Below are 20315 nucleotides of genomic sequence, written 5' to 3'. Positions count from 1 at the left end.
AAATATGAGAGGCGATCGCAACTGAATTGAAAACAGCTATCTCAGCAATTAGAAGGGGAAACTTAATGTTTCTTTACGTGACAGAGGGCGATATATAGAAGGCGAGAGTTAGGAGTCAGGAGTTAGAAAAACTGGTTTTTGTTTTTTAGCTCTTTTGGCTCTCAACTTCTAACTTCTAAAATTCTGGCTCCTGACTTCTGACTACTCACCTCTAACTCCTCACCCCTGTAACAACGCCAAGACATTCGCTAAACTCAATCTTGCTGCGATTTTGCTCATCATGTCAGATTCTCAAACGGTTAGCGCTGCGGTTGCCAAACTCTACGATACTTACCCATTTCCCCCAGAACCACTGCTGGATGAACCACCTCCGGGCTACAACTGGCGCTGGAACTGGGTGGCAGCCTACAACTTTTGTACTGGGCAAAAACCTCAAAAGCAAAATGTACGGATTTTGGACGCAGGCTGTGGCTCTGGCGTAGGCACCGAATATTTAGTGCATTTGAATCCACAAGCTCAAGTGGTTGGGATTGATCTCAGCGCTGGGACGCTAGCCGTTGCCAAAGAACGCTGTCAGCGATCTGGAGCCGATCGCGTGGAATTTCATCACCTCAGCATTTATGACGTGGCTCAAGTTCCGGGAGAATTTGACCTGATCAACTGTGTGGGCGTACTGCACCATTTGCCTGACCCGATTCGTGGCATTCAAGCATTGGCTCCTAAACTCGCTCCCGGCGGTTTGATGCATATATTCGTCTACGCTGAATTGGGACGTTGGGAAATTCAACTAATGCAAAAAGCGATCGCGCTGCTGCAAGGCGATCGCCAAGGTGATTACAAAGATGGGGTGCAGGTGGGTCGGCAGATTTTTGCGGCGCTACCCGAAAACAATCGGCTGGTGAAGCGAGAGCAAGAGCGCTGGTCTCTAGAAAACCAGAAAGATGAGTGTTTTGCGGATATGTACGTGCATCCGCAAGAGGTGGACTACAACATCGAAACTTTGTTTGAGTTGATTGATGCTTCCGGATTGGAATTTTTGGGCTTCTCCAATCCTCGGCAATGGCAGCTAGAGCGATTACTCGGCAAAGCACCAGACTTAGTTGAACGAGCTGAAGGACTGAGCGATCGCGAAAAGTATCGCCTGATCGAACTGCTCGATCCTGAATCAGTCACCCACTACGAATTTTTCTTGGCCCGCCCCCCCCTATCGAAAGCCGATTGGTCGCAGGATGCTGCGTTACTGGCTGCGATTCCAGAACGTAGCCCCTGTATGGATGGCTGGCCCAGCCAATGCTTGTTTAACTACGACTATCAAATTACAAATTTATCGGCAGCAGAGTTTGAATTTATTCAAGCTTGCGATGCCAACACAAGCCAGCAGCGCACCGTTCAAGAGATTTTGGCCGAGCTACCATTAGAAGTGGACCAAGTGCGATCGCTGGTTGATCAGCAGTTAATTTTGCTCATTCCAGGTTAATCGATAGCGCAGTCATAAGCATTTGGCCATTTCGGCTCGAATGAGCGTCAGTCAGGCAGATTATCTAGAATTCCTTGTCTTAGTGCTCGATTTTCAGCATTAAGTATTGTTACCACCCCGTGATATGATCTGTCCTGGCTGATCCCAGTCAAGTTAAATATCTGGACTCGTTTCAGAGTTTTGTGACCTTGTCAGACCCAACGCTGGAACCAACACCTGTAAGCGGAGATTTGCAACCTAGCGATTCTCCAGCGACAGAACCTAACACCTCCATGCAGGAGTATTATCGGCTACAGCAAGAACTGCTAGTCATAACACTGGTTGCAACGGCAGTGATCTTCGGTTTTGTCTGTTTTTTTTATTCTCTGAACATTGCCCTCAACTATTTGATTGGGGCGTGCACAGGTGTGGTTTACTTAAGACTGTTGGCTAAAAACGTTGAGCAGCTTGGCAATAGCAAGAAGCGTGTGGGCAACACCCGGCTCGCTCTTTTTATTGGGTTGATTGTAATAGCAACTCAGCTAAATCAACTGCAAATTATCCCAATCTTTTTGGGATTTCTGACCTATAAAGTGGCGCTCCTCGTTTACGTGTTGCGAATTACATTCATCCCTGACCCCAAGTAGGTTGGGCGATTCTTAGAATTCTCCACTCTAATCTCTGGGGAACCTCCTGAATGGACATGCTGTATTTTGATGCCTTTAACTCCTTCCGCCTAGCTGAGTTGGAAGTAGGACGACATCTTTACTGGCACCTCGGCAACCTCAAGTTGCACGGGCAGGTATTTATTACCTCCTGGTTTGTGATTGGACTTCTCGTTCTGTTTTCCTTAGCAGCAACCCGTAATGTCCAAAGAGTGCCGTCAGGACTGCAAAACCTGATGGAATATGCTTTGGAATACATTCGCGATATTGCTAAGACTCAAATTGGTGAGAAAGACTATCGCCGCTGGGTGCCGTTTGTTGGCACATTATTTCTCTTTATCTTCCTGTCAAACTGGTCGGGTGCACTTGTTCCTTGGAAGCTGATTAAGCTATCAGAGGGTGAGTTGGGCGCACCGACTGCTGACATCAACACCACAGTGGCATTTGCCTTGCTGACCTCCTTGGCATATTTCTACGCAGGGATTAGCAAGAAGGGCTTGGGTTACTTTGCTCACTATGTTGAGCCTGTGCCCATCATGTTGCCTTTCAAGATTTTGGAAGATTTCACCAGGCCGCTCTCCCTAAGCTTCCGTCTCTTTGGCAACATTCTGGCTGATGAACTAGTTGTAGGAGTTCTCGTACTCTTAGTTCCTCTGTTCGTGCCGTTGCCAGTGATGGTGCTGGGTCTGTTTACCAGTGCGATTCAGGCGTTGATTTTTGCAACCCTAGCCGCCGCTTACATTGGTGAAGCTGTGGAAGAGCATGGGCATGGTGGTGAAGAGCATGGGGGACACGCTTAAATCCCTCAGTTGAGGCGTAGCCTATTACGCCTATCTATAGCCCGGTACTATCGCAGAAATTGCTTGGTTTAAGTAGTTGCGATCGGTGATTTAGGGCAGCGTGAAAATCACGTATCTGCTAGTTAACGTACACCTGTTATTTCTGCATTCAAGATAAGGACACTCATCATGGATCCATTAGTTTCTGCTGCTTCTGTTTTGGCTGCTGCTCTAGCTGTTGGTCTAGCTGCAATTGGCCCTGGTATCGGTCAAGGTAATGCTGCAGGTCAAGCAGTAGAAGGTATTGCTCGTCAGCCCGAAGCAGAGGGTAAGATTCGCGGTACTCTCCTGCTCAGCTTGGCGTTCATGGAAGCGCTCACCATCTACGGTCTGGTAGTTGCTCTTGTTCTATTGTTCGCTAACCCCTTCGCTTAAGGCTTTTGGTTACTGACTCCGTAGAGATGTGGTCAGCGATCGCATCTCTACACCTAACTATTTTCTAGTTCTAGCCCAATTCAAGCTTGACCCTGCTTGGCAACGGGAAACACGTAATTATGATGCATTCGACAATTTTACTGGCTGCGGAAACTGCTAAACAGGGTGGGTTATTCGATCTCGATGCCACGCTGCCCTTGATGGCGTTGCAGTTTCTGGCTCTAGCCACCGTCTTAAACGCGATTTTTTACAAGCCTCTGAGTAACGCGATTGACGGTCGGAACGAGTATATTCGTACCAACCAAGCGGAGGCCAAAGAACGCTTGGCCAAAGCTGAGCACCTCGCCAAGCAGTATGAGCAAGAGCTAGGGGAAGCCCGTCGGAAGGCTCAATCGATTATTGCTGAGGCTCAAGCCGATGCTCAAAAAGTTGCGGCTCAGAAGGTTGCAGCAGCACAACAAGAAGCCCAAGCTCAACGAGAACAGGCTCAGCGAGAGCTCGATCAGCAAAAGCAAGTAGCGATGCAATCGTTAGAGCAACAGGTTGATGCTCTCAGTCGCCAGATTTTAGAAAAACTACTCGGCCCTCAGTTGGTCAAGTAGAGCTGGCTCAAGAGTTGGGAGATGGAATCGGGGAATCGCGGCAGCTTTAGTCGTGGTTTGTAGCTCTGGTTAGCAACCAGACTTTGGCATGAGCAGCGCAGTTATGGATGAGTATCATGGGGACCTTTTTATTACTAGCAACGGCAGGTAGTGCAACTGCCTCCGGGTTGGCAGAAGCAGCCGAGGAAGGTGGGTTTGGCTTAAATTTTGATATTTTAGAAACCAACCTAATCAACCTCGCTATCATTATTTTTGTGCTGTTCTACTTCGGGCGGAAGTTCTTGGGCGGTATCCTAACAGAACGTCGCTCGGCAATTGAGACAGCGATTAAGGATGCAGAGAAACGCCAGCGAGAAGCTGCGTCCGCTCTGGCAGGACAACAGCAAAAGCTAGCTCAAGCGCAAGCTGAGGCAGAACGCATCCGGGTGACAGCGGAGCAAAATGCTCAAGCCGCCAAGGAAGAAATTCTGGCTCAAGCAGCGAAAGATGTGGAGCGGATGAAGGCAACCGCAGCTCAAGAAACCAATACTGAGCAGGAGCGGGCGATCGCCGAACTGCGCCAACGAGCAGCAGCTTTGGCCGTGCAGCGGGTTGAATCTCAGATTGGTAACTACTTGAACGACGGTGCCCAACAACAGTTGATTGATCGCAGCATTGCGCTGTTAGGAGGCAACTCATGAGAGACAGCATTGTAGTGGGTCAAATCGTCGAGCCCTATGCTCAGGCTCTAATGTCAGTTGCCCAATCCAACAACATTGTTGACCGCGTGGGTGAAGACGTTAGCGCTTTACTAGGGCTGCTGAACAGCTCGGAAGACCTGCGTAATTTTCTCGCGAATCCTTTGACCAAGGCTGACGTGAAAAAGTCAGTTTTACAGCAGGTGACTGGCGATCAATTGCATCCTTACACTCGCAACTTCCTCAGCCTGTTAGTTGATCGAGGCCGCATTCTCTTCATTGAGGGCATTTGTAAGCAGTACCAGGCTTTGTTGCGTAAGCAAAATCAAACCGTTCTGGCTGAAGTGATTTCTACTGTAGAACTCAATGAAGAGCAGCAGCGCTCTGTGCGAGAGAAAGTGACAGCGATGACCAATGCTCGCCAAGTAGAGCTTGCAACCAAGATTGACCCAGACCTAATCGGTGGCGTCATTATTAAGGTGGGTTCACAAGTGGTTGATGCAAGTATCCGGGGTCAGCTACGACGTATTTCTCTCCGTTTGAGTAGTGCCGCCTAGGCTCAAACAACGACCTATCCTTCATCCCTCATCCTTAGTAAAAGAGCAATTCTCATGGTAAGCATCAGACCTGACGAAATTAGCAATATTATTCGGCAGCAGATTGAGCAGTACGACCAAGAAGTTAAAGTCTCCAACGTTGGTACAGTATTGCAGGTTGGAGACGGCATTGCCCGGATCTACGGTCTAGAACAGGTAATGGCAAGCGAGTTGCTAGAGTTCCAAGACGGGAGTGTCGGCATCGCCTTCAACCTGGAAGAAGATAACGTCGGTGCCGTGCTGATGAGCGATGGCCGCGATATTCAAGAAGGTAGTTCTGTTACTTCTACTGGGAAAATTGCTCAGATCCCAGTGGGTGATGCGATGATCGGTCGCGTCGTCGATGCTCTGGCTCGCCCCCTTGATGGCAAAGGTGATATCCAGACCAGCGAAACTCGTTTGCTAGAGTCTCCTGCACCTGGCATCATTGAGCGGAAATCTGTGTATGAGCCGATGCAAACTGGGATTACCGCGATCGATGCAATGATTCCCATCGGTCGGGGCCAGCGGGAGTTGATCATTGGTGACCGCCAAACAGGTAAGACTGCGGTTGCCCTTGACACCATCTTGAACCAGAAAGGCGAAGATGTAATCTGCGTCTACGTTGCGATCGGTCAGAAAGCTTCTACCGTTGCCAACGTGGTGAACGTGTTGCGTGAGCGTGGCGCTCTCGACTACACCATCGTGGTTGCTGCAAACGCGAACGACCCTGCTACACTCCAGTGGCTGGCTCCCTACACCGGAGCGACCTTGGCTGAGTACTTTATGTACAAAGGCAAAGCAACCTTGGTGGTCTACGATGACTTGTCCAAGCATGCTCAAGCGTATCGCCAAATGTCCTTGCTGCTGCGTCGCCCACCCGGACGGGAAGCTTACCCCGGAGATGTATTTTACTTACACTCCCGCTTGCTAGAGCGTGCAGCTAAGCTCAGCCCTGAGTTAGGTGAAGGTAGCATGACCGCGCTGCCCATCATCGAAACCCAAGCAGGTGACGTATCTGCTTACATTCCTACCAACGTAATCTCGATTACCGATGGTCAGATTTTCTTGTCTTCTGACTTGTTTAACGCAGGCTTACGCCCCGCTGTAAACGCAGGTATCTCAGTATCTCGTGTGGGTTCTGCGGCTCAAATCAAAGCCATGAAGCAAGTGGCTGGTAAGGTGAAGCTGGAACTAGCTCAGTTTGCTGACCTAGAAGCATTTGCTCAGTTTGCATCTGACTTGGATAAAGCAACTCAAGACCAGTTGTCCAGAGGACAGCGTTTGCGTGAACTGCTGAAGCAGCCGCAAAACTCCCCCATTCCTGTGAACGAGCAAGTTGCTCTGATTTATGCAGGGATTAACGGTCATCTAGATGATGTACCTGTTGATAAAGTCACCAGCTACGTGAAGAGCCTGCGGGAATATCTCAGAACCAGCAAACCTCAGTATGCTGAAATCATTCGCAACCAAAAGACCCTGAACGCTGAAGCGGAGCAAATCCTAAAGGAAGCGATCGCTGAATCGAAGCAAGCATTCATGGCAGCTGCGTAGGAGATGAGCCATTAGCGGTTAGCCAGTGGTGGCTTAGTCTTCAAACACTAATAGCTCATGGCTAATCGCTGATCGCTAATGGAGGGAAATAACTATGGCAAATCTCAAAGTCATTCGCGATCGCATCCAGTCGGTCAAAAATACCAAAAAAATCACGGAAGCAATGCGCCTCGTGGCTGCTGCTAAAGTGCGTCGAGCTCAAGAGCAGGTAATCGCAACCCGTCCCTTTGCCGATCGCTTGGCACAGGTGCTGTATGGTCTGCAAACTCGCCTACGGTTTGAAGATGTAGACCTACCTCTGCTGAGAAAGCGCGAAGTCCGTACTGTGGGTCTGTTAGTGATTTCGGGCGATCGCGGTCTCTGTGGAGCTTATAACTCCAACGTAATCCGCCGAGCTGAAAATCGGGCCAAAGAGCTGAAAGCAGAAGGCCTAGATTACAAGTTCATCATGGTTGGCCGCAAATCCTCGCAGTACTTTCAGCGCCGGGACCAACCGATCAGCGCTAGCTACACAGGTTTAGAGCAAGTGCCCACGGCTCAAGAAGCCTCGGAAATTGCAGATGAAATCTTGTCGCTGTTTCTCTCAGAGACTGTCGATCGCATTGAGTTGGTTTACACCCGCTTTGTGTCTTTGATTAGCTCTCGGCCTGTGATTCAGACGCTGTTGCCTCTTGATCCTCAGGGTTTAGAGACACCCGATGATGAGATTTTCCGATTGACCAGTCGCGGTGGACAGTTCCAAGTAGAACGCTCCAGAGTTAGCGCTGAAGCCAGAGCGCTGCCTCGGGACATGATCTTCGAGCAAGATCCAGTACAAATCCTGGATGCTCTCTTGCCTCTGTATCTGAACAATCAGTTACTACGGGCTTTGCAAGAGTCGGCGGCTAGTGAACTGGCAGCTCGAATGACGGCCATGAACAATGCTAGTGAAAACGCTAGTGAGTTGATTAGTGGTTTGACTTTGTCCTACAACAAAGCGCGTCAGGCTGCGATCACTCAAGAAATTCTAGAGGTGGTTGGTGGAGCTGAAGCTCTGGGCTAAACACTCATAGCAACCCTACTTGAGAGGGAATTAAAAATGCGTCTGAGCTAACTCAGGCGCATTTTTAATGAAGAGATAACTTTCTTAATCCGCTGGATCAGATCAAAGCTTGGTCAAAGGACGTATCAATTTAGTATTAAATAATGAACTTATCTTAAAATCCTTCAAATTTAGAGATGGCTTTTCAATCCAGCGATAGCTAGGAATAGCCAGCAAAGTGGTTAACCCCAAGGAAAGGAGAAAATAGACGGAGAATCCGTATTTGTTAACCTTAAAGAAGGCAAGAATTTGTTGTATAGGAAACGCATAAATATATAGCCCGTAAGAAAAGTCTCCATATCGATCAAAATGACTAAAGGGGAGTTCACAGGCAAGCCAAAAAATCACGTAAGAGAGTGATGGTCCTAATAGAAGTGCAAAGATAGGCTGATGAATGCCACAAATTATACTTATTAGTGTTAATACAGCAGAAAAAATAAAGTTACGCGTACTAAAAACTATATCTTTTGAATATAAGAACAAAACAGAGCCGGAAAAGAAATACATCATCATTCTTAAACCTTCTTTGTCCGCTAGTAAATTAGAAAATCTGGCTCCTGTACCAGGGATTAGACTTTCTAATGTGTATCCTCCCCATAAAAATATAAATATTCCAATCACAAAGACTCTAGCTGACTTTAGAATATGCAATCTGCCTAGAATGCCGATTGCTAGGTAGCACTTAAATTCATATATCAATGTCCACAGAGAGCCATTGAAGGCGGCAGGAAACGGAATATTATTCAAGAGACCAGCAACGCCATATTGGTTCATTCTGAGAAGGAAATTTGCCTTGATGTAGTTAATAGGATTGTCTATTTTGGACTGGAAATAGTTATTCAAATTGCCATGTGTAGCAAGATAGACAATGGGGGCAAAAAATAGAATGGTTATTAACAAACACACCCAAAAACCTGGAAATATTCTGAGAAATCGATGCCATAAAAAACGTGAGATCGATACAGATCTAATATAGCTACGCGTAATCAAGAAGCCGCTAATGATGAAGAAGCAATCAACTGCAAGTTCTCCGTAGCTTCCTTGAAATATGTTAAGGATCCTTTCGGAACCAAAGCCTCCTAAGACAAATGAATGTGAGAACACAACCAGGGCTGCGAACAAAAATCTCAAAAAACCTAAGCTATTCTTTTTAGATTCAAAAACTTGGCTTAAATTGCGCATAGACTTTGATTGTTCATAGTGATTTTAGTGAAGTACAGAAATCCTTGGTATGAGAAGTAATTTAGCAAATTTCAATGCCTGATGGTAGTAACTTCAAGCTGATAAAGGGCCTAGGATTTTTGTTGTGCTCTAGCCCTGAAATGGAAAGTACTCAAGTATGAAAAATGCAATACACGATTCGTCTCGTGAAATAATAGACAAGAGTAGTTGTTTTGTTGAGGTATATTTACCTCGCATTATTGGTTTATGTCCCAAACTTACAAAGTTCAAATTCAGCATCAGGGCAATAGCCATGTTTTAGAAGTGCCAGCCGATCGCACCGTTCTGGAGGTGGCTACAGAAGCAGGCGTGGAACTGCCTAGTTCTTGCAATGCCGGAGTCTGCACTACCTGTGCTGCGCAGATTACAGAAGGTAACGTTGAGCAGGATGATGGCATGGGAATTAGTCAAGAGTTACAGCAACAAGGTTATGCACTTTTATGCGTAGCTTATCCTCGCTCTGACCTCAAGATTGAAACTGAGAAAGAAGACGTTGTATATCATCTGCAATTTGGGCAATTCCAAGAGCGCAAGTAATTTCTTATTCTGAGATAAAAGCTTGCTTCAGGTTAGAAGTAGCCAGTTGCTAACTTCTCCAAAGTTAACCGTACTCAGCGGCAATGTGGCATAAACTAATACAGCGTTGGAATCAGCAACTATGACGACCCACTTTATTACGGCTGAAATCGATCTGCAAGAGTGCCCAGTAGCGATGCATCAAGCGATTGAGGCAGAACTGCAAAAGCGAGGTCAACCCTTGCGTTGGGCAGTTACCGATGTAAATGTAGAGCAACAAAAAGCCTATATTGATGCGATCGTAACCTCTGATGCAGCTACGTCTGAGACTGTAACCACGGCTTGATTCAGCGTCCCTACACTGTTTTATTAATTGTTCCGACCGGGATTGGAGCGGCGATCGGGGGTTATGCAGGCGATGCTCTACCTGTAGCCCGAGCGATCGCCCAAGTAGCCGATTGCCTGATCACCCACCCCAACGTGCTCAATGGCGCTCAGCTTTATTGGCCCTTACCGAATGCACTGTATGTTGAGGGATATGGGCTTGATCAGTTTGCAGCAGGACAATGGGGCTTGCGATCGGTGCATCAAAACCGAGTCGGTTTGGTTCTTGATCAAGGCATTGAACCAGAGTTGCGAGTGCGGCAGCTACAGGCAGCTGATGCGACTCGCGCTACCTTAGGTTTGAACTTAACTGATTATGTCGTGACTGATGCTCCTTTAGGGGTGGAGTTACGCACTGCAGATTCGGGAGCTACCTGGGGTACAATTCAGAACCCGGATAGTTTGCTACGAGCGGTTGAACGACTGATTACGCAGGCACGAGCAGAGGCGATCGCAGTCGTGGCTCGGTTTCCGGATGATGTCGATAGCGAAGCGCTGCAACAGTACCGTCATGGGCAAGGCGTTGATCCCTTGGCAGGTGCAGAAGCGGTGATCAGTCACTTGGTAGTCCGAACCTTTCAAATTCCCTGTGCCCATGCGCCTGCTTTGGCACCGCTACCGCTAGATTCAGAAATTTCTCCCCGTTCTGCTGCGGAAGAGTTGGGCTACACCTTTTTACCCTGTGTGTTGGCAGGACTCAGCCGAGCGCCGCAATTTACAACTCAGCGTTCTCCCCGCATTAGGGATGAAAGTGAGATCTGGTGCGATCGCGTGGACGCAGTCGTCATTCCTGAAACAGCCTGTGGCGGTAGCGCTGTGTTAAGTTTCAGCCACTCTCAAGCTCAAATTATTACGGTGCGCGAGAATCAAACTAAAATGCGAGTGCCGCCGTCCCGGTTGGGCATCAAAGCCCTCCAAGTGAACTCTTATTTAGAGGCTCTTGGCGTGTTAGTAGCGCATCGGGCGGGAATTAGTCCGACTGTGCTTCAGCCTCACGTTGCACCCATTCGTTACTTGGCCTGAAATCTAGTCTGAAACAGGTGTAACTGAATTTAGGTTTTCGTTAAGCTGTAACGGATCGACTATTTCTAGCCCCTGTTGGTGTAGTAGTCGAGTTGTAACTTAGCCTTTCCCTAGTTTTGTGGCAAATCAGCTCCCTCAAACTCCCGAAACCGAAACTCTAACCCGCGTCCAAGTTTTAATTGCGATGGGCGTCACAGCTTTATTTTTGTTGATGGTTGCCAAAATATGGCAGCGAGTGGGTGGGGTTCCTCTGCTACCACTGGATTGGATGGGCAATGCTCCCTTCTGGGGGATAGGACTTGGCTTAGGAATTTCTGCAACCAGCGCCATTATTTATCGCCTCTGGCCTGCTTATCGCCAAAGTGCAAATCTTTATCTAGACCTTGTGATTAGGCCTTTGGCTTGGCCTGATTTGGTTTGGTTGGGCCTTTTGCCTGGAATAAGCGAGGAACTGCTGTTTCGTGGCGTGATGCTACCCGCGTTGGGATTTGATCTGACAGGTTTGGCTCTTTCTAGCTTATGTTTTGGGGCACTACACCTCAGTAGTCTTAAAAATTGGCCCTACATGCTCTGGGCCATGGCCATTGGGGCAGTGTTAGGACTTAGCGCTCTCATTACAGGCAATTTGCTTGTGCCTTTAGCGGCTCATATTGTGACTAATTTGATTTCTGGCTGTGTTTGGAAGTGGCACAGTGATCAGAAGCCTAATCCTTCCGTTTGAGCTTAGCTATTACTTAAAGGGAAAACCTGGAACAGCGGCAGCAAATAGCTGTACCTTAAAATCTTAGTCCTGCTAAACCACTAGCGTTTTCTCGATGAATGCAACCATCGGCGATCGCATCGCGCAGAATGGCTACCAAAGACCGATCGCGATCGCTCAGGCCGCCTCGCTCCACCAAACGATGAATTTGAGTTTCAGCAGCAGGTGAGAGAACTCCGGAGGAGAGCGCGTTGCGAACAAAAAATTCAACGCTATCGGTCCTCAAACTGTTATCAGTGGCACTGCTTAAATTCAACATGATTTGATTAAACGAGAACCGAGGGAACGGCGGACAAAAACTTAGCTTCACTTCCACTTCCCTATATTCCTGAATGATTCTCTAAGCTTGCACCCTGCGAATAGGCGATTTCGTGAAGATTATATGAAAAACAATAGTTGTAAGAATAAAGATTAGGAAGCAAGACAAGCATGAAAAAACCTCTCCTTTATGGGGAGAGGTGTAGTCTGGAGTGAAATTTAAACTGCGGAAATCAATTAACCGACAGCGATCGCCCCAGCAGCAGCAGAAGCCAATGCGGAGACAGCGGCGGTACCGAATAACCACCAGGCAGCAGTAGCAGCGGCTTTACGAGTTTCTTCAGCTTGATGCTGCGCTTGTCGCTTCAGGTCTTCTAGGCGGCGCTGAGCTTCGTGTTGGATGCGTTCAGCCCGCTGGAGGACGCTGTTTCTGGCCCCTTCAATTTGGTCGATGATGCGATTGGCATCTGCTTCCGAGATGTCTTCACGGGAACTGAGCAGCGCCACCAAAGTACCGCGATCGAACTGACCGAGCCGTGATCGCAACGCATCAAATCCAGCTTGTGGATCATCGAACACGGTGCGTAGATCGCGCTTGATGCCTTCGTAGTTCAGCTCTGGGCGATCCAATGCATTCAAATAGTTGCGGATGCGAGCAAAAATGCCGTCGATCACCGATTGAATCTGGTTCTGGATGTTCTGGATTTGCGCTTGCACTTGCTCCCGAACGGAGAGAACTTGATCGACGATGCGGCTGGCTTCTGCCTCACTCATGTCAGAGCGCTGAGACAACAGAGCCACGATGGTCGAGCGATCTACATGGGAGAGGCGATCGCCTAGGCTACCCAACCCAGCGCGGGGGTCGCTGAGCAGCAATTGCAAGTCACGCTTAATCCCTTCTGGATTGAGTTCTTCTTTGTCGGTATTACGCAGGTAGTTTTCCAGGGTGGCTTGGAAGTCACGCACACGCTCTTGAGTCCGAGCAGCCAAACGACGCGGCGCTCTGACAATGCTGCGGATCGCTTCTTGGGTTTGATCTACCAGGCGATTGGCTTGCTCTTCGCTGATGTCGGGGCGTTGGCTCAGCAATCGCACCAACGTTTCACGATCGACTTGAGACAAGCGTCGTCTCAGTGCCAGAGTACCTTCTTTGGGATCGTGCAACAGAGTTTGCAGGTCGCGTTGGATACCTACTGGATCGAGTTCTTGCAGGTTGGTGTTCCGCAGGTAATCGGCGATCGCAGTTGTGGTTTTGTCGTATTGCTCTTTGGTCTTGCCTACAACAATCTGGGGCGCATGGGTAATGTTGTTCCAGTTGCTTTCGACTTGATCAAAGATGCGGTTGGCTTCCTCCTCACTAATGTCGGGACGTTGGGCCAACAGTTTGACAAAGGTATCGCGATCAACGGCGGAGAAGCGCCAACGTAAGGCTCTAAAGCCAGCTTGGGGATCATCCAGTAAAGTTTGGAGGTCGCGCTTGATGCCTTCAGGGTTGAGTTCGGAGCGACCTGTGTTTTGCAGGTATGACTCCAGACGTTGCCGCAACTCAGTCGCTTTTGATTCCGCTTGGTCTTGCACGGACTGAGCGTTGCCCAAAACGCGATCGCGAGTGCTTTCGAGTTGGCTAACAATGTGATCAGCTTCTTCCTGACTCAGGTCTTGGCGCTGAGCCAGCAACTGAACCAAGGTATCGTGGTCAAAGTGGTTCAGGCGATCGCGCAATTCTTCATAACCCGCTTCAGGATCTTCTAGCAGAGTTTGGAAGTCTCGCTCAATGCCTTCGGGGCTGAGTTCAGCTTTGCCAGTAGAGCTCAGATAATTCTCGACTCGACTGCGAAGATCCTGCGATTCCTCTTGATCCGCAGCAATCGTGGCAGTCGTGAGAACTTCTTGGCGAATGCTTTCCAGTTGGTCGGCAATATCTCCCACTCGAGCAGGAGAGAGATCGCCCCGCTGAGTCAACAGATCCACAAAGTAGCTGCGGTTCAACTGTTCTAGTTGCCGCTTCACCACACCAGGATCGGCTTGCGGATCGTAGATAACGTTGCGGAATTCGTACTTAATTGTTTCTCGATTCAAATGCCAAGCATAGGAATTGAGGATGTAGTTTTCGATATCCGCTCGGATAGGGTTGAAGGGGAGGGCAGGCGCTTTTTCAGCGACTTGGCTACCTACTTTATTAGCTTGCTCGTCCAGCTTATCTTTGAAGCCTTGTAACTGACCCATCACCTTCTCAACATCAAGGTCAGAAAGGTCAGTGCGGCTCAGGACAGTGCCAGAGAGGGCAGTCATACCAAACTGAGCAGCTCGCCCAATCAAGCCAGGAGGTTGCTGCTGTTGGCTGCCACCTTGATTAGAACGGCGGATCTCCGCAATCAGTTGATCAAGTTTGTTGCTGAACTCGTTAGAACGTAGGTTTTCTGGCTGAGCCGAAGAGAGATAATCTCGCAATTGGCCCATCAGATCTTGCTGACCTTGCTGACTCAGCACTTGCTGCCATACGCCTTCTAACTGATCTACGATGCGGTTGATATCGCGCTTAGAAAGATCGGTGCGGCTACTAACTAAGTTGACAAAGGTTTGGCGATCGATGTGGCTGAGGCGATCGCGTAGAGATTCCCCCACACCACCCGCACTCTGAGCCAAAGACTTTAGCTCTGGGGTGTTCACTAAGTTTTCAAACTCACCCCGAATCCGCGAAATATCCAATTCAGACGGCTTCAAGCGATCGAGATAGTCTTCAATAGTTTCGCGAATGCTGACTGGGTCCATACCGACGGTAAGTTCCCGGCGCACGGCTGCGGCTGCGGCTTCTGCGGTTGCTACCACTTGGTCACTTGCAGATTTACCCGCGATCGCGGCAGTTGCAGTGCCCAGCACCGCTTGGAACCCTGAGGTGGCCGTGTTAACCACCGAACCAATTAAGGAACCGACCGTTGAGGAACTAACCCACACTAGCAGCGTGAAGTAAGCAGCCCAAATGACCAGACCAACAATTGCGCCTAAAACAGCATTTTCAATCAAGCTCAGCTTAACGGCGAGTAAGCAAGCAATGAATAAGGTAATGGTGACCGTGATCAGAGTCCATAGGCCCACAGCAGTACCAATTTTGCGGATCGTGCCGCCCAAACTGCCTGAATCTTTGTGGCTGGAATGGCTAGAGTGGCTGGATTGATTGTCGTCAGATTGGTGGCCTAAATAAGAAATTCCTGCGGCTACAGAAAGGTTGGTTAGAACTAATTGAATGGCAAAGGCTAAGACTAGCCCTGCGATCAAAGCTACAAAAAATTGGGGACCTGAAAAGACAAGTGCGGCTTCTTCAGGAGTGGTGACTGATCCATCCACTGGCACTTGCGCAATCCAGAATTGCCCCTGGAATAATTCCCGTGCAATTCCTATATTGTGAAACATGATTTTCCCTCGTTAAGGCTAAGATCCACGCAAATCTGAGCTTGCCTGCATCCCAGCGCTATATTTCTGCAAAACTAATAACCCTCACGCTCAGAATCTCCGACTCAGAGGGTACAAAGCATCTCTCCGAAGTCTGAAATGAACTCTATAGGCGGATAAAGTTATGCAGCAAGGATTTCTAAGGACGTATTTCTTACGGAAGGCGAACCAGGGGATCAGAATTTGCTGCTAGTTCAAGCCGTTTCTACTAACCAAACTGGGTCGTCACGAAACCTTGTGATTCGCTGGGGTCGAGAAAAATGTGGTCGGGTCTACGCCTGCTTTCTGTGCTGCTGCTAGAGCGATCGCGGGAGGAAAAATCCGATGTTCTTGCACTTGAATCCGAGCTTGCAGCGTCGCTGGAGTATCTTCTGCCAAAATTGGCACTGCTGCCTGCATCACAATCGGACCACTATCCACTTCTAAATGTACATAGTGCACGGTACAGCCTGAAATCTTTACCCCTGACTGCAAGGCTTGTTCTACCGCACGAATGCCGGGAAAACTGGGCAATAAGCTGGGATGAATATTTAGCATCTGGTCGGGGAATGCGTCAATCAGCACTTGCGTCACTCGCCGCATCCAACCCGCCATGATCACCCATTCCACCCCGTGCTGCTTCAGGGTCTCTGCAATTTGGCGATCGAGATCTTCACGCGACGCAAAAGTGCGGTGATCTAATAAAACAGAAGGAATGCCCCAGCGCTCTGCGCGTTCCAAAGCTTTTGCATTGCGATTGTTGCAGATCAAAACTGGGATTTTGGCATGCAGCTGGCCATCAGCAATAGCTTGAGCGATCGCCTCAAAGTTGCTGCCCGAACCAGAAGCCATCACGCCTAGTTTTAAAGGAGTTGCCGCAGGTGTGGCGAATGTAGAAGCAACCAAAATCGGTGAAACGAGACTAGGGATAGAATCCGGACTGGAAGTAGGCACCGCAGAGTGAGAAGTCATGAAATCAGGAAAAGATCGCTCGAAAATTGCGCTAGCGTAGTCGCTGACTAAGCGCTAGTCTCAGAATTGTAACAGCAGGGTTCTTGCATCCCATGCTTGTCAGTAGAAACTTGCTATGTCTTTGTGGTCGTCTCGTCGCCAAGTGTCTCATCAGGACAGTCCAACTGCGCCTCAGGCAGATTCCCAAACCTGGGTGGATAAAAATGAGTCAGGCGCGATCGCAGCTTGGTTATTCTTAGCGCCTGCTCTATTGCTCCTGAGCATTTTTGTCTTGGGGCCGATCGCTTATTTGGTCTACCTCAGCTTCACGGCAGGGAGCTTTACTCGCACTGGCACTCACTGGATTGGCTTCAGCAACTACTGGCGCTTGCTGCTCAATCCCGATTTTTGGCAGGTGTTGGGAAATACGCTTTATTTTACAGTGGCGACAGTGATTCCGAGCTTGATCTTGGCTTTGGGGTTAGCAGTACTCCTAAACCGAACCTTTGCCTTACAAGGATTGCTCCGAGCTGCCTACTTTATTCCGTCTATTACTTCGCTGGTAGCGGTGGGGTTAGGTTTCCGGTGGCTGTTTCAAACCGAAGGACCGATCAACACTTTACTCGGCGCGATCGGGTTAGAGCCGATTGCTTGGCTGGGTAGCACGACTTGGGCGATGCCTGTGCTGATTCTGCTGAGTGTCTGGAAGCAACTCGGCTTCAATATGGTGGTGTTTTTAGCGGGGTTGCAAACCATTCCAGTCAATCGCTACGAAGCGGCGGAACTGGATGGGGCTAATGCTTGGCAGCAGTTTTGGCACATTACGCTACCAGGATTGAGACCTACCTTAATTTTTGCGGCGATTACAACAGTGATTTTCACGCTACGGAGCTTTGAGCAGGTGTATGTGATCACTGAAGGAGGACCGCTCAACTCCACCAACTTGTTGGTCTACTACATCTATGAGCAAGCGTTTGCTCAATTTGATTTTGGCTATGCCGCCGCTGCTGCCACCGTGCTGCTAAGTGCTACGTCAGTACTGGTTTATTTGCAGTTGCAGACTTGGACCGAATAGTCCGCTGGGGTTGAACCCGTTAACAATACTTGGCCGCTACATTGAGATTCTCTACAATCAACCCATCCCTACAGGAGGAACCGCATCTTGATTAACTACATCACATTGATGCTGATTAACCTGACGGCAGGGCTGGTTTTATTGGCTAGCTTTGTTTATGAAGGCTTTGAGCATCCCAACCCAAAACGTTGGGTTCCTGGTTTCGGTATGGTAGGAGCGATCGCCCTTTCTACCGGATTCCACATGATTTGGCATTGGCCGATTCGAGGCAGCTACAACATTGCCTTTGGTGAGACGACGGTTCTATTTGGCATTTTGTTTGTGGGTGCGTCGCTGGCCTTAGCCCTAGGCTGGGATCTTTTGACTGTCGCGATTTACGCCTTCTTTGCTGGTGTAACTGCGATCGTGATTGGTATCCGGATCATCGACTTAGAAATGACTCGTCGCCCGTTAATTTCTGGTTTAGGCTTTATCTTGACTGGCTTGGGTGGGGTGTGTGCTGCCCCTGCTCTGTATTGGCGAACTAACCGAGCGTTTCGCTTAGCGGGGGTTGGGGTACTGGCGATCGCCGCGGCAATTTGGGCGTTTACAGGTTATATGGCATATTGGGGCCACTTGGAGGGTTCTAGCAACTGGGTTCCTCCTGGAATGCCGTAAGTCTTGCATGGGATAGCGCTCTTCGGCTCCGCTTCAATCAGACTGCTAGTTAGGACATAAGCCGTTCTTACACTCTGGCCCCCGGGCGATATGGGCATTATAAAAAGCTGTGACTGCTGATGGGTCGTAGCGATCAAGCTTCTGCAAATAGCCCCAGGCAGTCAGCGCGATCGCTGTATCCAGATTTGGGCGAGGGGTCAAAATAATTCGGGGATTGTTTTTGCTGAGGTCTCGGACCTGAGCTTTGATTTGCTCTAGCGCTTGGCCTTGGATCTGCTCGGGCTTGTAGCTAATAATGACGCCACCATGCTCTAAATTGTGAACCAACCTTTCGTCCAATGGCGCTTTAGCATGGATGCCCCACTGCGCCCAAATGGCATAGTGGGGACCAGAAGTGGGAGGGTTAGAGTTGTATTTAACTTTCTCAGTTTCAGGAACGTGATCTTGGTCTAACTTTGGTAAGGCAGTACCAGGCAACTTAGCAGCGGCAGGTGGGGGTGGCAAAGGTGAGCCAGGGGTTTCTATCTTAAAGAATTCATCTCCAGTAGATGCCTGAACCCTTTGCTGACTCATGGGTTTAGTCTCTATCTGCTGAGAAGCTGTATCTGACGATTGTTGCGTGCAACCTACTGCCACTAATGCCCCAACTATCCCAATAGAAAGCAGGAGTTGGCGGCTGGCTAGGACCTTATCCTGCCATGTGCGGCTACGTCGCCGTGATTCTGGGTATTTGCTCACCTTGTTTCACCTAGTCTTGGCCCGTCTTGTCGCTGTTTTGCCTGAAGCAAGGCGCAGCTACTCTCATGCTAGATGAAATCACTAATTTCCTAGAGCGGCAGCAAAGCGGCGACTAGAATCTTGGCGGCTAGGTGACACCTTACTTTTTTCTTGTAGAAATAAGAAGCCAGCAATTTGCCGATATTCAAAAACCACTTGTTCACAGGCGATCGCACATTTTTGCAGGCGATCGTCTGAGTATTTTTCGCACTCTCTAGCGCAGACATCTGCCAAATCAGCACAGGCTTGAGCAATTAAAGCCACAAAGCGCGGTCCCCGATTCATCAAAGTGGCGGCACAGATCCAACAAAGATCGGCACAGTCTCGACAAAGGCTAGCGTACTCTATTAAGTCAGTTGACTGGGTTTCAGCAGAAGCTTGGCATTCTAAAGCGCAATAATTAATGGCATCTAAAAAAGATTGATATTGATGATAAGTCATTTAAAAAACAATTAAATTCTTCTAGTTTGCTTATCGGCTGAAATAGAAAAACTTTCATCGCTCCTAAGCAACACTTCTGAAGTTAGAGATTAGCACCTGCATCTGTATTTCATTTACGCAAATAGAGGTATGGAAGGCGAAACCCCCTATCGATACGCTGTCTGCGACATGCCTTATTGAGCAGAATTAGAAAATTCCTAAGCATGTGTGGAGATAATTTAGCTTTTTTAGATAAAAAAAAGGTGCTCGTTTGCACCTGTATGTTGTTCAAATTGTGAGCTAAAAATCTTTAGCTACATCCTTATGCTTTAGAAATGAAAGTTCATAAAAAATTAGAGCGTGGAGAAAATTAGGTCGAAAACATCTAACTTCTACGAACTATTGAGTGTCTTAGCCAGGATTAACTCGCATTAATACTTGGCCGTACTCGACTGGTTCGCCATTCTGAACCAAGACTTCCATCACCTCTCCGCTCACCTCAGCCTCTAACTCATTCATCAGCTTCATGGCCTCAATGATGCAGACAGTCTGGCCATTCCGAATGCGATCGCCAATGTCCACAAAAGGCGGCTCATCGGGTGCTGGGGCTCTGTAGAATGTGCCCACCATCGGTGAAGTGACATCCAACCACTTGCTTTTATCTACCGAGACAACCGTAGGACTTGCCGCAGGAGTAGTAGCTCCCATGCTGGGACGAGACTCAGGAGCCACTGAGGATGGTGTGGGGTTTATTGCAATGGGTGGGGCCAACTCAACACTAGGAACACCACCACTACCAGCAGCCGTGGACTCGATCGCTGTTGTTTGACTACTGACTTGCACACCCTTGCGTACCGTAAGCTCAAAGTCAGCACTTTTGATGGTCAACTCGCCAATATCAGTCTGGCCCAGAGTGACTAGTAGGTTGCGGAGTTCTTCAAAATTCAATTGCACAGTGTTTATGACCCCAATCCAATGAGCTGTTTTCAACCAGCTCGTCTTTACTAATTACACATTGTC

General features: G+C 48.7%; 22 protein-coding genes. 15 read left to right on the top strand and 7 right to left on the bottom strand.

The window, feature by feature from the left end:
• The first annotated feature begins 280 nt into the window (after nucleotides 1-280).
• From H6F90_RS04395 to H6F90_RS04355, 9 genes are all read left to right on the top strand, one after another.
• The gene (locus H6F90_RS04395; RefSeq protein ID WP_190550567.1) at nucleotides 281-1477 is read left to right on the top strand and encodes a class I SAM-dependent methyltransferase; all 1197 of its coding nucleotides are present in this window, start codon (nucleotides 281-283) and stop codon (nucleotides 1475-1477) included.
• A gap of 182 nt (nucleotides 1478-1659) precedes the next feature.
• The gene (locus tag H6F90_RS04390; protein WP_348252011.1) at nucleotides 1660-2103 is read left to right on the top strand and encodes an ATP synthase subunit I; all 444 of its coding nucleotides are present in this window, start codon (nucleotides 1660-1662) and stop codon (nucleotides 2101-2103) included.
• Nucleotides 2104-2159: 56 nt separating this feature from the next.
• Nucleotides 2160-2921, top strand: a complete 762-nt coding sequence (gene atpB / locus H6F90_RS04385) for a F0F1 ATP synthase subunit A (protein ID WP_190432021.1) — start codon at nucleotides 2160-2162, stop codon at nucleotides 2919-2921.
• A gap of 168 nt (nucleotides 2922-3089) precedes the next feature.
• The gene (atpE, locus tag H6F90_RS04380; protein ID WP_010994186.1) at nucleotides 3090-3335 is read left to right on the top strand and encodes an ATP synthase F0 subunit C; all 246 of its coding nucleotides are present in this window, start codon (nucleotides 3090-3092) and stop codon (nucleotides 3333-3335) included.
• A gap of 119 nt (nucleotides 3336-3454) precedes the next feature.
• Nucleotides 3455-3937 carry a F0F1 ATP synthase subunit B' gene (locus H6F90_RS04375; RefSeq protein WP_190550565.1) on the top strand — a complete coding sequence of 161 codons (483 nt, stop codon included), beginning with the start codon at nucleotides 3455-3457 and terminating at the stop codon, nucleotides 3935-3937.
• A gap of 116 nt (nucleotides 3938-4053) precedes the next feature.
• Nucleotides 4054-4617, top strand: coding sequence for a F0F1 ATP synthase subunit B (locus H6F90_RS04370; RefSeq protein WP_190550563.1), 564 nt, complete (start codon nucleotides 4054-4056; stop codon nucleotides 4615-4617).
• Entirely contained in the window at nucleotides 4614-5171 is a 558-nt protein-coding gene (gene atpH / locus H6F90_RS04365; RefSeq protein WP_190550561.1) for an ATP synthase F1 subunit delta, read from the top strand. The genes H6F90_RS04370 and atpH overlap by 4 nt, the downstream gene beginning before the upstream one ends.
• Nucleotides 5172-5225: 54 nt before the next feature.
• A complete protein-coding gene (gene atpA, locus H6F90_RS04360) occupies nucleotides 5226-6743 on the top strand; it encodes a F0F1 ATP synthase subunit alpha (protein WP_190431716.1) in 1518 nt (505 codons plus the stop codon).
• Between the two features lie 94 nt (nucleotides 6744-6837).
• Nucleotides 6838-7785 carry a F0F1 ATP synthase subunit gamma gene (locus H6F90_RS04355; protein ID WP_190431718.1) on the top strand — a complete coding sequence of 316 codons (948 nt, stop codon included), beginning with the start codon at nucleotides 6838-6840 and terminating at the stop codon, nucleotides 7783-7785.
• A gap of 102 nt (nucleotides 7786-7887) precedes the next feature.
• Here the strand turns inward: H6F90_RS04355 and H6F90_RS04350 are convergent, their stop codons facing one another.
• Nucleotides 7888-9006, bottom strand: a complete 1119-nt coding sequence (locus H6F90_RS04350) for an acyltransferase (protein WP_190550559.1) — start codon at nucleotides 9004-9006, stop codon at nucleotides 7888-7890.
• A 246-nt stretch (nucleotides 9007-9252) separates the two neighbouring features.
• On the opposite strand from H6F90_RS04350, the gene H6F90_RS04345 reads away from it, so the two are divergent.
• From H6F90_RS04345 to H6F90_RS04330, 4 genes are all read left to right on the top strand, one after another.
• The gene (locus H6F90_RS04345; protein WP_190550557.1) at nucleotides 9253-9582 is read left to right on the top strand and encodes a 2Fe-2S iron-sulfur cluster-binding protein; all 330 of its coding nucleotides are present in this window, start codon (nucleotides 9253-9255) and stop codon (nucleotides 9580-9582) included.
• Nucleotides 9583-9703: 121 nt separating this feature from the next.
• A complete protein-coding gene (locus tag H6F90_RS04340; RefSeq protein WP_190550555.1) occupies nucleotides 9704-9907 on the top strand; it encodes a hypothetical protein in 204 nt (67 codons plus the stop codon).
• On the top strand, nucleotides 9904-10968 hold the full coding sequence (locus H6F90_RS04335; RefSeq protein ID WP_190550553.1) for a DUF3326 domain-containing protein: 1065 nt from the start codon (nucleotides 9904-9906) through the stop codon (nucleotides 10966-10968). The genes H6F90_RS04340 and H6F90_RS04335 overlap by 4 nt, the downstream gene beginning before the upstream one ends.
• A 118-nt stretch (nucleotides 10969-11086) precedes the next feature.
• Nucleotides 11087-11689: a type II CAAX prenyl endopeptidase Rce1 family protein gene (locus tag H6F90_RS04330; protein ID WP_190550551.1), complete on the top strand. Its 603-nt coding sequence runs from the start codon at nucleotides 11087-11089 to the stop codon at nucleotides 11687-11689.
• 55 nt (nucleotides 11690-11744) lie between these two features.
• Here the strand turns inward: H6F90_RS04330 and H6F90_RS04325 are convergent, their stop codons facing one another.
• The 3 genes from H6F90_RS04325 to purN form a co-directional block, all read right to left on the bottom strand.
• Nucleotides 11745-11987 carry a hypothetical protein gene (locus tag H6F90_RS04325; protein WP_190550550.1) on the bottom strand — a complete coding sequence of 81 codons (243 nt, stop codon included), beginning with the start codon at nucleotides 11985-11987 and terminating at the stop codon, nucleotides 11745-11747.
• Between the two features lie 236 nt (nucleotides 11988-12223).
• Nucleotides 12224-15397 carry an MFS transporter gene (locus H6F90_RS04320; protein WP_190550548.1) on the bottom strand — a complete coding sequence of 1058 codons (3174 nt, stop codon included), beginning with the start codon at nucleotides 15395-15397 and terminating at the stop codon, nucleotides 12224-12226.
• 264 nt (nucleotides 15398-15661) lie between these two features.
• On the bottom strand, nucleotides 15662-16387 hold the full coding sequence (gene purN / locus H6F90_RS04315; RefSeq protein WP_190550546.1) for a phosphoribosylglycinamide formyltransferase: 726 nt from the start codon (nucleotides 16385-16387) through the stop codon (nucleotides 15662-15664).
• 115 nt (nucleotides 16388-16502) lie between these two features.
• Between purN and H6F90_RS04310 the strand changes: the two genes are divergently transcribed.
• Nucleotides 16503-17441, top strand: coding sequence for a carbohydrate ABC transporter permease (locus tag H6F90_RS04310; protein WP_190550544.1), 939 nt, complete (start codon nucleotides 16503-16505; stop codon nucleotides 17439-17441).
• Nucleotides 17442-17528: 87 nt separating this feature from the next.
• Complete coding sequence (locus H6F90_RS04305) at nucleotides 17529-18098, top strand: DUF981 family protein (RefSeq protein WP_199295707.1); 570 nt, start codon at nucleotides 17529-17531, stop codon at nucleotides 18096-18098.
• A gap of 45 nt (nucleotides 18099-18143) precedes the next feature.
• Here the strand turns inward: H6F90_RS04305 and H6F90_RS04300 are convergent, their stop codons facing one another.
• The 3 genes from H6F90_RS04300 to accB all read right to left on the bottom strand — a co-directional run bounded on the left by H6F90_RS04300 (nucleotide 18144) and on the right by accB (nucleotide 20249).
• Complete coding sequence (locus H6F90_RS04300; protein WP_370587943.1) at nucleotides 18144-18836, bottom strand: DUF3105 domain-containing protein; 693 nt, start codon at nucleotides 18834-18836, stop codon at nucleotides 18144-18146.
• Nucleotides 18837-18917: 81 nt separating this feature from the next.
• Complete coding sequence (locus tag H6F90_RS04295) at nucleotides 18918-19316, bottom strand: four-helix bundle copper-binding protein (protein ID WP_190550542.1); 399 nt, start codon at nucleotides 19314-19316, stop codon at nucleotides 18918-18920.
• Nucleotides 19317-19706: 390 nt separating this feature from the next.
• Complete coding sequence (gene accB / locus H6F90_RS04290) at nucleotides 19707-20249, bottom strand: acetyl-CoA carboxylase biotin carboxyl carrier protein (protein ID WP_190550540.1); 543 nt, start codon at nucleotides 20247-20249, stop codon at nucleotides 19707-19709.
• Nucleotides 20250-20315: the final 66 nt, after the last annotated feature.

Source organism: Trichocoleus sp. FACHB-591, from assembly GCF_014695845.1.
Lineage (GTDB): Bacteria > Cyanobacteriota > Cyanobacteriia > FACHB-46 > FACHB-46 > Trichocoleus.
This window is presented reverse-complemented; position numbering and strand designations above follow the sequence as displayed.